The 14,517-nt window shown below is 32.4% G+C and carries 18 protein-coding genes and 1 tRNA gene; all 19 read left to right on the forward strand.

Annotated features, from left to right (window positions below; translation table 11 throughout):
* Positions 1-10: 10 nt before the first annotated feature.
* The 19 genes from ACMGE9_RS11280 (at position 11) to ACMGE9_RS11370 (ending at position 14,487) form a co-directional block, all read left to right on the forward strand.
* Complete coding sequence (locus ACMGE9_RS11280; protein WP_414042864.1) at positions 11-934, forward strand: peptidase U32 family protein; 924 nt, start codon at positions 11-13, stop codon at positions 932-934.
* An 11-nt stretch (positions 935-945) separates the two neighbouring features.
* The gene (locus ACMGE9_RS11285) at positions 946-2,205 is read left to right on the forward strand and encodes a peptidase U32 family protein (protein ID WP_414042865.1); all 1,260 of its coding nucleotides are present in this window, start codon (positions 946-948) and stop codon (positions 2,203-2,205) included.
* Complete coding sequence (gene udk / locus ACMGE9_RS11290; RefSeq protein WP_414042866.1) at positions 2,205-2,828, forward strand: uridine kinase; 624 nt, start codon at positions 2,205-2,207, stop codon at positions 2,826-2,828. The genes ACMGE9_RS11285 and udk overlap by 1 nt, the downstream gene beginning before the upstream one ends.
* Before the next feature lie 19 nt (positions 2,829-2,847).
* Positions 2,848-3,324 (forward strand): transcription elongation factor GreA, encoded by a 477-nt coding sequence (greA, locus tag ACMGE9_RS11295; protein ID WP_414042867.1) that lies wholly within the window; start codon positions 2,848-2,850, stop codon positions 3,322-3,324.
* A gap of 71 nt (positions 3,325-3,395) precedes the next feature.
* Positions 3,396-4,094: a 5'-methylthioadenosine/S-adenosylhomocysteine nucleosidase gene (gene mtnN, locus ACMGE9_RS11300; RefSeq protein ID WP_414042868.1), complete on the forward strand. Its 699-nt coding sequence runs from the start codon at positions 3,396-3,398 to the stop codon at positions 4,092-4,094.
* A gap of 205 nt (positions 4,095-4,299) precedes the next feature.
* Positions 4,300-4,824 carry a YqeG family HAD IIIA-type phosphatase gene (locus tag ACMGE9_RS11305; RefSeq protein ID WP_414042869.1) on the forward strand — a complete coding sequence of 175 codons (525 nt, stop codon included), beginning with the start codon at positions 4,300-4,302 and terminating at the stop codon, positions 4,822-4,824.
* 159 nt (positions 4,825-4,983) lie between these two features.
* Positions 4,984-5,289: a hypothetical protein gene (locus tag ACMGE9_RS11310; protein ID WP_414042870.1), complete on the forward strand. Its 306-nt coding sequence runs from the start codon at positions 4,984-4,986 to the stop codon at positions 5,287-5,289.
* On the forward strand, positions 5,255-6,112 hold the full coding sequence (locus ACMGE9_RS11315; protein WP_414042871.1) for a prohibitin family protein: 858 nt from the start codon (positions 5,255-5,257) through the stop codon (positions 6,110-6,112). Before ACMGE9_RS11310 ends, ACMGE9_RS11315 begins: the two co-directional genes overlap by 35 nt.
* 127 nt (positions 6,113-6,239) lie before the next feature.
* Positions 6,240-6,310 (forward strand) — tRNA-Gly (locus tag ACMGE9_RS11320).
* 122 nt (positions 6,311-6,432) lie between these two features.
* Positions 6,433-7,530 carry a ribosome biogenesis GTPase YqeH gene (gene yqeH / locus ACMGE9_RS11325; protein ID WP_414042872.1) on the forward strand — a complete coding sequence of 366 codons (1,098 nt, stop codon included), beginning with the start codon at positions 6,433-6,435 and terminating at the stop codon, positions 7,528-7,530.
* 13 nt (positions 7,531-7,543) lie between these two features.
* A complete protein-coding gene (aroE, locus tag ACMGE9_RS11330) occupies positions 7,544-8,347 on the forward strand; it encodes a shikimate dehydrogenase (protein ID WP_414042873.1) in 804 nt (267 codons plus the stop codon).
* A complete protein-coding gene (gene yhbY / locus ACMGE9_RS11335; protein WP_414042874.1) occupies positions 8,341-8,634 on the forward strand; it encodes a ribosome assembly RNA-binding protein YhbY in 294 nt (97 codons plus the stop codon). The genes aroE and yhbY overlap by 7 nt, the downstream gene beginning before the upstream one ends.
* Complete coding sequence (gene nadD / locus ACMGE9_RS11340) at positions 8,631-9,206, forward strand: nicotinate (nicotinamide) nucleotide adenylyltransferase (protein ID WP_414042875.1); 576 nt, start codon at positions 8,631-8,633, stop codon at positions 9,204-9,206. The genes yhbY and nadD overlap by 4 nt, the downstream gene beginning before the upstream one ends.
* The gene (gene yqeK, locus ACMGE9_RS11345; RefSeq protein WP_414042876.1) at positions 9,187-9,750 is read left to right on the forward strand and encodes a bis(5'-nucleosyl)-tetraphosphatase (symmetrical) YqeK; all 564 of its coding nucleotides are present in this window, start codon (positions 9,187-9,189) and stop codon (positions 9,748-9,750) included. Before nadD ends, yqeK begins: the two co-directional genes overlap by 20 nt.
* A gap of 18 nt (positions 9,751-9,768) precedes the next feature.
* A complete protein-coding gene (gene rsfS / locus ACMGE9_RS11350; protein WP_414042877.1) occupies positions 9,769-10,122 on the forward strand; it encodes a ribosome silencing factor in 354 nt (117 codons plus the stop codon).
* Positions 10,122-10,844 carry a class I SAM-dependent DNA methyltransferase gene (locus ACMGE9_RS11355; protein WP_414042878.1) on the forward strand — a complete coding sequence of 241 codons (723 nt, stop codon included), beginning with the start codon at positions 10,122-10,124 and terminating at the stop codon, positions 10,842-10,844. Before rsfS ends, ACMGE9_RS11355 begins: the two co-directional genes overlap by 1 nt.
* Positions 10,845-10,923: 79 nt before the next feature.
* On the forward strand, positions 10,924-11,622 hold the full coding sequence (locus ACMGE9_RS11360; RefSeq protein ID WP_414042879.1) for a helix-hairpin-helix domain-containing protein: 699 nt from the start codon (positions 10,924-10,926) through the stop codon (positions 11,620-11,622).
* 97 nt (positions 11,623-11,719) lie between these two features.
* Positions 11,720-12,181 carry a ComE operon protein 2 gene (locus ACMGE9_RS11365; protein WP_414042880.1) on the forward strand — a complete coding sequence of 154 codons (462 nt, stop codon included), beginning with the start codon at positions 11,720-11,722 and terminating at the stop codon, positions 12,179-12,181.
* A 14-nt stretch (positions 12,182-12,195) separates the two neighbouring features.
* Complete coding sequence (locus ACMGE9_RS11370) at positions 12,196-14,487, forward strand: DNA internalization-related competence protein ComEC/Rec2 (RefSeq protein WP_414042881.1); 2,292 nt, start codon at positions 12,196-12,198, stop codon at positions 14,485-14,487.
* Positions 14,488-14,517 lie beyond the last annotated feature (30 nt).

Consider the following 14,517-nt stretch of genomic DNA (forward strand, 5'->3'; position numbering starts at 1 on the left):
GGAGTACATTATGACAGAATTATTAGTAACACCAAAGTCGTTAACACATATTAGTGATTTATTAGAAGCAGGTGCAGATGCGTTTGTGATTGGAGAACAGCAATTCGGCTTGCGATTAGCAGGCGAATTTAATCGTGAGGACTTAAAAATAGCCATTAAATTAATTCATGAGCACGGTAAAAAAGTATATGTTGCTGTCAACGGCATTTTTCATAACGAACATTTAGAAGCTGTTGAAGATTATATGAAATTCTTACATGAAGAAAAACCCGATGCGATTCTTTTTGGGGATCCGGCAATCGTTATGTATGAACGAGAATTAGGTAATACTATCCCATTACAATGGAATCAAGAAACATTGGTTACAAACCATTTCCAAGTCAATTACTGGGGTGAGCGTGGTGCGAATCGCGCTGTATTAGCACGTGAATTATCACTTGATGAAGTAATAAATATTAAAGAAAACAGTAACGTTGCAATAGAAGTACAAGTTCATGGTATGACATGTATGTTCCAATCTAAACGAAGTCTATTAGGGAATTACTTCTTGTATCAAGATAAAGTAATGAAGATTGAAAATCGCGAAATTAAAGATGCAATGTTATTGTATGACGAAGAACGTAATAATAAATACCCAATTTTTGAGGACAAAAATGGAACACATATTATGAGTCCGAATGATATTTGCGTTATCGAAGAGTTAGAAGAACTGATTGAAGCAGGTATTGATTCATTTAAGATTGATGGTGTTTTACACTCAGAAGAATATATTACTACCGTTACTAAAGCTTATCGTAAAGCATTAGATTTATATAAAGAAGATGTAGACGCATATGAAGATGCTAAATTTGATTTAGTTGATATGATAGAAGAAATCCAACCAGAACACCGTCCACTAGACCAAGGATTCTTATTTAAACAAACTGTATATTAAGGAATGATTTGATGAAAACGGAATTAGAAATAAAAAAGCCAAAAACAATATTAAAAAAACCAGAATTACTAGCACCTGCTGGCAATCTTGAAAAATTAAAAATTGCAGTCCATTACGGCGCAGATGCTGTATTCCTTGGTGGACAAGAATATGGATTACGTTCAAATGCCGATAACTTTACAATTGAAGAGATTAAAGAAGGTGTTGAATTTGCAAACAAATACGGTGCAAAAATTTATATCACTACAAATATTATTGCCCATGATGAAAATATGGATGGATTAGAAGATTATTTAATTGCTTTAGAAAGTACTGGAGCAACGGGTATTATAGTAGCTGACCCACTTATCATTGAAACATGTAAACGCGTAGCACCCCGTTTAGAAATTCATCTATCAACGCAACAATCACTTTCAAATGTGAAAGCTGTTGAGTATTGGAAATCTGAAGGGTTAGAACGTGTCGTATTAGCTCGTGAAACAACTGCTGAAGAAATAAAAGAAATGAAAGAAAAAATTGATATTGAAATTGAAGCATTTATTCATGGTGCGATGTGTATCGCTTATTCAGGTCGTTGTACCTTAAGTAACCATATGACTGCACGTGATTCTAACCGTGGTGGTTGTTGTCAAAGTTGTAGATGGGATTATGACTTATTAACAGTGGATAATGGTGAATTAGACGTTGTTTACGATGGTGATGCTACTCCTTTTGCAATGAGTCCCAAAGACTTAAAATTAATAGAATCAATTCCTAAAATGATTGATATTGGCGTCGATTCTTTAAAAATTGAAGGGAGAATGAAGTCAATTCACTATATTGCAACAGTTGTTTCTATATACCGAAAAGTAATAGACGCCTACTGTGCAGATCCTGAGAATTTTGAAATCGATCCAGAATGGTTAATCGAATTAGATAAATGTGCAAACCGAGATACTGCAAGTGCTTTCTTTGAAGGTGTACCTGGATTTGAAGAACAAATGTTTGGACATGAGCAATCTAAAAAAACACCTTTTGATTTCTGTGGATTAGTGTTAGACTATTCTGAAGAAACACAAATTGCGACAATACAACAACGAAATAACTTTAAACCAGGTCAAGAGGTTGAATTCTTTGGTCCTGAAATTGAAAACTTTAAACAAGTGATTGACGTAATCTATGATGAGGAAGGTACAGCATTAGATGCAGCGCGACATCCACTCCAAGTCGTTCAAATTAAAGTTAATCATCCAGTTTACCCAATGAATATGATGAGGAAGGAACTAAACTAATGACATCTACTACAATCATCGGTATTGCAGGGGGTTCTGGTTCTGGTAAGACATCAGTAACTTCGAAAATCCTTAAAAATTTAGAAGGCTACAGTGTAGCTTTGATTGAACAAGATTATTATTATAAAAATCAAGATCATTTAAGTTTTGAAGAACGTTTAAAAACAAACTATGATCATCCATTAGCTTTTGATAATGACTTGTTAATCAAAAATTTAATTGATTTAAGAAATGGTAATAATGTAAAAGTACCAACATATGATTATACAAATCATACAAGAAGTAAGAAAACGATTACATTTGAACCAAAAGATGTTATTATTGTAGAAGGCATTTTTGCTTTAGAAAACGAAACACTTCGTGATTTAATGGATGTTAAGATTTATGTTGATACGGATGCAGATCTTCGTATCTTAAGAAGATTGGTTAGAGATATAGAACAACGTGGTCGTACGATGGAATCTGTTATTGATCAATATCTGACAGTTGTTAGACCAATGCATAATCAATTCATTGAACCAACGAAACGATACGCAGATATTATTATCCCTGAAGGTGGTAGTAATGCAGTGGCGATCGATATTATGACAACAAAAATACAATCATTAATTCAAGTGAATTAGTAGAAAGAAGGATTTATCCATGGAAATGCAAAAAGAGTATCCGATGACTAAAGAAGGATTTGAAAAGTTAGAAGTCGAGTTAGAACACTTAAAAACTGTAAGACGCCCTGATGTTGTAGAAAAAATCAAAGTAGCACGTAGCTTTGGTGATTTATCTGAGAACTCAGAGTACGATGCTGCTAAAGATGAGCAAGGTTTTGTAGAACAAGAAATAACAAAAATTGAAATGATGTTAAGACATGCGGTTATAATTGAAGATGATGGATCTAAATCAGAAGTACAATTAGGTAGAACAGTAACATTTACAGAAATTCCGGGTAACGAAGAAGAGTCTTACAAAATCGTAGGTTCTGCAGAAGCTGATCCTTTTGAAGGTAAAATCTCAAATGAATCACCTATTGCTAAAGCATTATTAGGAAAAAAAGTTGGCGAAGAAGTAAATGTACCACTTCCAAACGGTAATGAAATGAAAGTTAAAATCGTAGAAATTAGTTAATGATAGCTTCATAATTAAAGGACAAACATTGAATGTTTGTTCTTTTTATATCTTTATTTGGAGGAATGACCATGATTGGTATTATCGGTGCTATGCAAGAGGAAATTGAAATCCTAAAAAATGACATGACAGACTTAGTTACTGAAAAACAAGCACATGTTGAAATTTATAAAGGTTACCTTTATGGTAAAGAAGTAGTCTTAATGCAAAGTGGTATAGGTAAAGTTAATGCCTCAATTTGTGCTACTTTATTAATTAAAGAATATAGTCCAGATTTGATTATTAACACTGGTAGTGCGGGTGGATTAGGTAGTGCATTATCCGTTGGTGATATTGTGATAAGTAAAAATGTTTTACATCATGATGTCGTTGCTACTGCTTTCGGTTATGAATTAGGTCAAGTTCCAGGCATGCCATCAAGTTATGCTGCAGATCAAGATTTAATCATGATTGCAAAACAAGCAATTAGTCAAAATGATTTAACAGCACATATCGGTTTAATCGTTTCTGGTGATAGTTTTATTGGTTCGTCTGATCAAAAACAACTTATAATAAAAAATTTTAGTGAGGCATTAGCAGTTGAAATGGAAGCTGCAGCAGTAGCACAAACATGTCACCAATTTGATGTTCCATTTATTATTACCCGTGCTATCTCAGATTTAGCAAATGGTGAAGCGAATATGAGTTTTGATGAGTTCTTAAAAGTAGCTTGCGTATCAAGTTCTAAAATTGTAAAATCAATATTAGATACATTACCTGCAAGGAGATAGGAGGCGCAATTATGATTTTTATTATGGCATTATCTGTGATTGCTACTGCAATTATCGGATTTATGATTTACACTGGAACTGAAGTAGATTACGCTCCAAATCAAGAAATCGAATAATGCAAGTAACCCCAATCCTTTGTGGATTGGGGTTATTGATTGCAATAATGGGTATAAATAAGCATTATAATAATTTTTAGAGGTGACATATGGGAGTATTTCAAAAATATTTATTACCAAGTAAGTATGCAAAATCAGTTTTTGAAATTACACCGGAGGAATTATCAGGTCTTGGTGTAAAGGCAATCATTACAGATTTGGATAATACATTAGTCGGTTGGGACGAAGCATTAGCGACACCTGAAGTAATTAACTGGTTTAACAGTATGCGTGAGCATAATATAAAAGTAACAATTGTATCGAATAATAATCAGGCACGTGTTGCGACGTTTGCAACACCATTGAAAGTTGATTATATCTTTAATGCAAGAAAGCCAATGGGTCAAGCGTTTAAGAAAGCTTGTACGGCTATGAGGGTAAGACCAGAAGATACGGTTGTAATTGGTGATCAAATGATGACTGACGTGCTCGCTGCAAATTCAAATGGTTTTTATTCAATTATGGTTGTACCAGTGAAATCAAATGATGAATGGAAAACACGTCTAAACCGTATGATTGAACGTAAGTTTTTAGCCTACTTTAAGAAAAAAGGACTTATAAACTGGGATAATTAGTGGATTATTATTTGCCTATATAAAGAGACAAATTTATTTATCTCTTTTTTATTTAGTTTTAAACAACCTTAAAGTTACCTTAAAAATTCACACTATGTACTAATTTGAGCAATATTTAATGATAGAATAAATACAATACTTCTTAAGAGGAGGATGCATTTGAAATTATTATTAATATGGTTGCTCGTATTAATGATTGTACTCGTAGTATTATATTTCGTGTTGAATAAATTATATGATTATTTTAGTCTAAAAGAATCATTGCATAACATAGAAATACAAAACGAAGTAGCACAGCGTCAATACGAATTAAATCAAGCCGCATTAAAGAGTAAGAAGAAAATGTTGGAGCGTGAAATCTTTGCGAAGTCAGATATGATTGAAGATTTAGCAGAGATAAAACAATTAGAAAAGGAGTTGGATGAAGTTAATGAACTCATCGACACAATCAGTAAAACCAATTAGACCAAAAAGTTCTACACCAAGAAAGCCAATGAACAAAAAGTCATTAATATTAACAGCTGTGCTAGGATCCATTTTATTGTTGGGAATATTGCTTGCATTTATGTCAATAGAAAAAGTACCTCAAGGACATCAGGCTGTTGTTTATTCTGTTAGTGGTGTGAAAGAAGAAACTAAACCAGCAGGATGGCATTTTATTTTCCCACTTGATAAAGCTGTGCATTATCCAATACGAACACAAACAAAAGAATATACAGACCTAAATGTAGCTACAAGTGATGGGAAGAATTTAAATATGGATATTAGCGTGAACTATCATGTAGATTCGACGAAAGTAGTAAAGATCTTTAATAAGTTTGGAAACGCGGATATTACCGGACTAGAAAATGGATTTTTACGTACACGAGTATTAGATGGATTGCGTCAATCAGTAGCGAAATTCTCAGTCATTGAAACGTTTGGTGTAAAAACGGGTGAAATTAAGAAAAATACAATAGAACAATTACAACAAAATTTAACAGAGCAAGGCTTTATCGTTGAAGATATTGCTATTTCAAGTCCTAAAGCTGATAAAGCAACCCAAGATGCGATTGATGAACGTGTAAAAGCGAATCAAGAATTAGAAAGAGCGAAGACAGATCGTGCCATTGCTGAACAAAATGCAAAAAAGAAACAAATTGAAGCTGAAGGACAATCGAAAGCCAACGAAATTTTAGAAAAATCATTAACTGATAAAATTATTCGTAAACAGATGATTGATAAATGGGACGGAACGCAACCGATTACGATTGGTGGAGAAGGCGTAATTGTTGATTTAAATAAATAGTCGAGAGAGTTCAGATTAAAACTGAACTCTTTTTTAATTAATTATCGTGAACAATTTTTTTCAAATTATCTTTACTCTTTACAAAAATCGTATTATTCGATATTATATTTATACGAATTTAATATATGCGGGTGTAGTTTAGTGGTAAAACCTCAGCCTTCCAAGCTGATGTTGTCGGTTCGATTCCGATCACCCGCTTATTTTGAGAGGGTCGTGCTTATGCTTATATGCACAGCCCTTTTATTTTGTCTTACAATACTTAAACTGTGTTATGTGCTAAAATAGAAGTATTGATAATTGATATTCAGGAGGAACAGTATTTGAGTAATGAAATGAAGTGTATCGGCTGTGGCGCGGTCTTACAATCTACGGATCAATCGAAGCCAGGGTACGTTCCAAATTCAAGTTTAAATAAAGAAGATGTCATTTGTAAACGTTGTTTTAGATTAAAGCATTATAATGAAATTCAAGATGTCCATTTAACGAGTGATGATTTCTTAACCATGTTGAATGCATTAAGTGATAAAGATGGTATTGTTGTTAACGTTATCGACGTATTTGATTTTCAAGGATCTTGGATTAGTGGTTTAAAGAGAATCGTTGGCAATAAGAAAGTAATTATTGCGGCTAATAAAATGGACTTATTACCAAAACTCATCAACAAACGCCGTGTAAAACTTTGGATTGAAAAGCAAGCGAAAGAGTTAGAAATGAAAGCAGATGATGTTATATTAATCTCAGCTCAAAAAAATCACGGTATTGATACGTTATTAGAGGCGATTGAAACACACCGCGAGGGTAAAGATGTTTATGTTGTTGGTACTACGAATGTAGGAAAATCAACGTTAATCAATAAATTAATTGAAACAAGTGTTGGTGAAAAGAACGTAATTACAACGTCACATTTTCCAGGTACAACACTTGATTTGATAGATATACCACTGGATGATACTTCATTCATGTATGATACACCAGGGATCATTCAAACACATCAAATGACACATTATGTGAGTGATAATGAATTAAAAATTATTATGCCGAAAGATGAAATCAAACCGCGTAATTTCCAGTTAAATGAAGGTCAAACATTATTCTTGGGTGGATTAGTGCGTATAGATTATATGACAGGCGGACGTCGTAGTTTAAATTGTTTTGTTTCTAATGTATTAAATATTCACCGTACTAAACAAGTAAATGCTGAAGACTTATGGCGACGTCAAATTGGTGAATTATTAACACCACCGGGAACGAAAAATTTTGACTTTGATAATGTACGTAAGACGACATTATCAATTAAAGAAGATAAACAAGATATTATTATATCTGGTCTAGGGTTTATTACAGTAGAACAAGGAGCTGTAATTGACGTATATGCACCGAAACAAGTCGATGTATATTTAAGACCAAGTATTTTATAAAGTAGGTGTCAAAATGAACTTTGCTGTCATTGGGTATCCTATAAGTCACTCTTTATCGCCAATAATGCATCACGCTAATTTTAAAGCTTTAGGACGAGACGATGAATATTGTGCTTTAAGTATTGATCCAAAACATTTTCATCATATTAAGGATATCATCGATGAAAAAGCATTGGATGGTTTTAATGTTACGATTCCATTTAAGATAGATATTATGAATTATTGTGATGAAATTGATACCACAGCCCAAATGATTGGTGCGGTAAACACAGTACTCATAAAAAATAATAAATGGTTTGGATATAATACGGATGGTCTTGGGTATCTAATGAGTATTCAAGATTATTTGAGAGATGATATGAATGTATTGATTTTAGGTGCAGGTGGTGCAAGTCGTGCAATAAGTTATACTTTAATGCAAAATCATCGTGTTACAGTGGCTAATCGATCTTTAGAGCGTATTCAATCTTGGCCATTTGAAATAGAATGTCTAACGTATGATAGGCTTGATAATTTATCAAGGTACGATTTGGTTATTAATACTACGCCAGTTGGAATGACGGGTTATGATGAGCCGAGCATCATACGTTGTCATAATTTAAATAAATCGTGTGTTGTAAGTGATATTATTTATACACCAGAAAAAACAGCATTTTTAAAAGAAGCTGAATTACAAGATTTAAAAATAATAAATGGATTAGGTATGTTTGTCATGCAAGGTGCCAAAAGTTTTGAAATTTGGACCGGTGATGTTGCAGACGTTGAAGCTATGACTTTAGCAGTACAAACAGCCTTGAAAGGAAGAAATCAATGTTAACAGGAAAACAAAAGAGATATTTAAGAGCAGAAGCACATCACTTAGATCCAATTTTTCAAATTGGTAAAGGTGGCGTAAATGACAATTTAATTGAACAATTAAATGACGTATTAGAAAAGAGAGAACTGATAAAGGTAAGTGTTCTTCAAAATAACGATGATGATAAGCAAGAGGTTGCTGAAACGATAGCACGTCGTGTATATGGTGAATTAGTTCAAGTGATTGGGTCTACGATTATTTTGTATAAACCTTCAGTCAATAATAAGAAGATTGAATTGCCAAGATGAATATCGTTGTATATGGTGGATCTTTTGACCCAATACACATGGGTCACTTAACAGTGGCAAATGAGGTGTATCAACATATACAACCTGATTTATTTTTATTTATACCAACCGGTCAGAGCCCTTTAAAAGACCGAGGAGCACGTGTCAGTGATGATGCACGTGTTATTATGTTGAATATGGCAATTGATTTTCTTGGGTTTGGTGAGGTAGAACGATATGAATTAGAACGAGAAGGAAAAAGTTACACGTATCATACAATGCTTTATCTTAAAGTAAAGTATCCAGATGCAAATATTTCAATGATTATTGGTACGGATCAATATGAAGCACTTGACCAATGGTTTGAAATTGAGAAATTAAAATCAATGATTACTTTTATTGTGGTGAATCGTGATGTTGATACGCAAAACTTACCTGCACCGTTCCAGGCTTTTCATATACCGAGAATGGATATTAGTTCAACAATGATTCGTGAACGTATCGCACATGGTAAAACAATTCGTTGTTTTGTGATTGATACAATTGAACGTTTTATAAGAAAGGAACGTCTTTATGAAGCAAAAGAAAGCTAGAAAACTTGTTGAAGAGAAATTACCTAAGAAAAGATTCGAACATTCAATGCGTGTAGCGGAAACAGCCGTAAAAATGGCAGAAATTTTTGATGGAGATAAAGATACTGTTGAAATGGCTGGCATATTACATGATTATGCGAAGTATGATGAACTCAGTTTATTATATCAAGCAGTAACGAAATACAAATTGGATAATGATTTACTAACATATAATTCAGAGATTCTACATGGTCCAATAGCTGCAGCGTATTTACAAGATAAGCATGAAATTGATTCAGAAATTTACGATGCGATTTATTATCATACAACAGGCCGTGCAGGTATGGGATTAAATGAAAAGATTATTTTTATTAGTGATTATATTGAACCCGGTCGTACACAACCTGGTGTAGAAGAAATTCGTGAGATTGTTTTTGGAGAAAAGAAATTAGATAAAGCAATTTATGAAATTTCAAAACGTACTGCATTATTTTTAATTGAGAATGATAAGCCTATTTATCCTAAAACGATAGAATGCTTAAACTACTATAACTTACAGAAATAAAAGAAAAGGAATGATTGAATGGAAGCAAAAGCATTATTAGAACTAGCGTTTGACGCTTGTGATAACAAAAGAGCAGAAGATATTATTGGAATTAACGTTGCAAATGTTACTGGGATTACAGATTATTTTGTTATTTGTGAAGGTAATAGTGATCGTCAAGTTCAAGCTATTGCACGTGAAGTAAAAGATGAAGCACAAAAAAATGGTATAGAAGTGAACCGTTTAGAAGGATTCAATGAAGCACGTTGGATTCTAGTAGACTTAGGTGACGTTGTAGTGCACGTATTCCACCATGAAGAGCGTGATTACTATAATTTAGAAAAGTTATATCGTGATCAAGAAATTATTCAATATGAGCCGGAGCAAGTGTAATGTCTTACGGGCAATTTGCATCGATTTATGATCAATTTATGTATGATCAACCGTATGACAAATGGCTAGCTGTAATTCAACCGTATTTAAAAAATAATCTTTTAGATTTAGCAACAGGAACAGGATCGTTCATCGAATTATTACCGAAGACTATCAAAGTAACGGGTGTTGATTTAAGTGAAGATATGTTGACTATTGCTGCGTTGAAACGTAATGATGTTACGTTCATTGCACAAGATATGACTAATCTTGAATTAAATCAAACGTATCAAACAATTACGTGTTTATGTGATAGTTTAAATTATTTGGCTGAATCTGATGATGTGATAGCAACATTTAATCGTGTATATGATCACTTAGATGACGATGGCGTCTTTATCTTTGATGTACATAGCACAGCGAAATTTGAAGCATATTTTACGAATCAAACGTATAGTGATGAGCAAGAAGGGATGTTGTATGTTTGGCATGCAGTCCAAGGCGAAGTACCTTATTCCGTTTATCATGATTTAACGTTCTTTACTGAAGATAATGGTGTGTATCATCGTTTTGATGAACAACATTATCAAAGAACATTTGAAATTAGTGATTATTTAACGATGCTCAAACAAGCAAGGTTTGAGACTATCACGATATTTGCAGATTTTGATCCAAACTTTGTTATTGATACAAAAAAAGATGAATATTTTGAGCGTGTATTTTTTGTTGTGAAAAAGAAATAATTAATAAAATATTATTTAATTTGTGACAAATAAAATAGTTCAGACACTTCTACAGATAATTATGTGGAGGTGTTTTTTTATGGATTTTGAAACGTTAAAATCATGGATAGAAAAAAACAAACTATTATCTGGTTGTATTATTTTGATTGCATTACTTCTTACGATTATTGTCTTTCAAAAAGAAAATAAGTCAGATGAAGCGCAACATATAATGCCAAATAATCAATTTGCGAATACAGGTGTATTAGATCCAAATGAGTCGAAAGGTTCTGTCTTACCGGTCAATGAGAAAGCAACTAATGTTGCAAATACGAAGCAAGATGTTACAGGAGTTAAGGTGGATATTAAGGGTGCTGTGAAATTTAGTGGTGTATACCCTGCAAAATCTAATCAGGTGGTCAACGATATCGTTCAGCTTGCAGTACCGCTTAAGAATGCAGACTTAGATGCTGTGAACTTAGCTGCAACATTGCAAGATGCAATGGTAATTTATATTCCGTTTAAAGGTGAAGTGAAAGAAGAAAAATTTTCGATGTACCAACAGCAAATTGGATTAAGTAATAATAGCAGTGTTGAAGGTAAACAAAAAGTAGTTAATATTAATACTGCTGAGCAAAGTGCATTAGAAGAAATACCAGGAGTTGGTCCAAAAAAAGCACAAGAAATTATTCAATATCGAGAATCTAATGGTGGTTTTAAGAGTATCGAAGAAATAAAAGAAATTAAAGGTATAGGTGATAAGACATATGAAAGTTTAAAAGATTATATATCTATTTAACAGATACTATCAGAAAAAATATGTATATAAATTGATATCATCTTGAATAAAATATGAATAAATATTACAATTAGTTCAAAACGACGTAGGTGATTTCATGGAAAGAATTCAATGGAAAGAGTATTTTATGGCACAATCACAATTATTAGCTTTACGCTCTACGTGTACGCGTTTGAGTGTTGGCGCAACGATTGTTAAAGAAAATCGCGTTATTGCAGGTGGTTATAATGGCTCTGTATCTGGAGAAGTACATTGTATCGATGAAGGATGTTATGTCGAAAACGGACATTGTATCCGGACTATTCACGCTGAAATGAATGCGCTATTACAATGTTCGAAAATGGGTGTTTCAACTGAAGGTGCTGATATTTATGTTACTCATTTTCCATGTATACATTGTACTAAATCGATTATTCAATCAGGTATTAAAAAGATATACTATGCACATAATTATAAAAACCATCCGTATGCTATTGAGCTATTACAGAAAGCGAATATTGAAACAGAAAAGATTGAATTCAATCCAAAACATGTTGCCGGGTATTTTGAACATATGTAAAGATTGGAGGTAATGTGGGCTTAATTGTCGTTTTGCTTATAATAGCAGGTGTAGTATGGAAACATTCCATTTTAACAACAATATGTTTAATTCTATTGTCGAGCGTTATTATAATAAAGAAGCATTTCCAAAAGTGGGTATTCATTTTTATTACTGCATTTTTTATATCACTTTATTTCTATAGTACAAATGATTTTAGACGTGAATCATTGCCTTTTGATTTTGATCCAAATACAAGTGGAAAAAGTGATGTTAGGTTTTCAGATGATTTGAAAATTGATGGAAATTTATTAATGGGTTCTTTTAAAATGAAAAATGATAATTATCAATTTTTATACAAAATAAGTAACGAAGCTGAAAAAATTCATTTAGAAAAATTGAATTTATCTTTTTATTATTGTAGTGCCCAGTTTAGTCGACAGCACGTCTTACCAAATACGAATTTTTCAGGATTTCATTATGATGCATTTTTATATCATACATATAAAAAAGGCAGCGTAAAAATTTCCAGTATCGATTGGCAGAATTGCCAAAAATCTAATTTGAACATAGTAGAACGTATTCAAGATTACCGGAAAAATATTGCACTTTTGATGAACCAATCTGATATACTTCATAAAGGCTATTTAATAGCTTTAACACTAGGTGATACTAGTTATTTAAATAAGGAAGAAATGAATATACTAAAAACATTAGGTATATATCATTTATATGCTATTAGCGGTAGCCATGTTGCGCTAATTTCAGTTCAATTGTACTCTGTTATGCGTCGGTTAAATATTCCGCTCGTGTTCTGTAAATCACTATTATTTATTTTACTGCCTATGTATCTGTTTTTTACAGGGGGACAGCCATCTGTATTTCGCTCAACAATTTTTATTTTACTGATATTGTTTAATCCAGCTCGCCAAACGCAAATGATTGATTTATTGTCACTCACATTGATAATTAATATACTTTATGATCCATTTGCAATATTTGATATAGGCTTTCAACTTTCTTATATTATTTGTTTTAGTTTTATTCTTATTTTACCGCTTTATAAGGAACGCTCAACAATTTTTCAGTTTTTCCTCATTAATATAATCTCTCAATTTGTAACGATTCCAATTCTTTTTTATCATTTTAATAATAACTATTTTATTGGTATTATCACGAATATTTTTTACATACCATTATTTACATTGATAATTTTTCCTTTGTGTACATTAGCCTTAATTATGTTTATGTTGAGCTATAAAATGATGTGGCTGATAAATCTCGTAAACTTTTCTTTTATGATTAATGATGTACTGACAGCACAATTTATGCAAATGTCGCGATTTGAAATGGTAATTGGTCAGCAGCACATGCTTTTATATTTTTTATTATTTGCAATTCTTATATATCTTTTCAGTAAAAAGAATATATTACGATATTTAGGAGTGATACTATTAATTATAATAGCTATTTTCTCAGCAAAAGATAATAAAGATATAGTGCATTTTATTGACGTGGGTCAAGGCGATGCATTTATCTTAGAATTAGGAAAAAAGACTATTATGATTGATACAGGGGGTAAACTCGAATTTAGTAAACCGTGGGAGAAGCGTCAAGATGCGCAGAGTATTAGCGATAAAACGACAATTCCATTTTTAAAACACCGTGGAATTTCAAAAATAAATACTTTAATCTTAACTCATCCTGATGCAGATCATTTTGGTGAAACAGAAAATTTAATAAAAGCAGAGATGATAGAACGAATATTACTTGATGCGAAAGCACATGGCAGCGAGAAATATCAAAATGTTATTAATTTAGCCAAAGCAAACGGCATCGAACTAATTGATGTAAATCAATATTTAAATAATGACAAAAAACAACTTAATAATTATATGAATGTTAATAATAAAGCAACGCTAGAATTTTTAAATGTAGGAGATACAGGAGAAGAGAATGATGATAGTATTGTTGTATTCTTAAAGTATCATCAACCTGGGCAAAATATATTATTTTTGGCGGACTTAGGAAAAGAGTATGAGGATGAAATAATTAACCAAATATTAGAACCAATTGATATTGTCAAAATTGGCCATCACGGTAGTAAAACAAGCACAAGTAAAGCGTTACTCAAACGTGATCCTAAAATAGGTATAATTTCTGCAGGACGAAAAAATCGTTATAGTCATCCGCATCGTGAAACGGTTGAGGCATTACAACATGAAGGAATAAAAATCTTGAATACGCAAAAGGATGGTAGAATATCTATTGATTTAGAGAATGGAATGGTCGAAACACAGTATCAATCAATATTTTTAAACAAATAAAAAAAGCGGTGTTATCCGCTTTTGCTAAAA

It is taken from the genome of Macrococcus animalis (assembly GCF_047425875.1).
GTDB classification, from domain to species: Bacteria; Bacillota; Bacilli; order Staphylococcales; family Staphylococcaceae; genus Macrococcoides; species Macrococcoides animalis.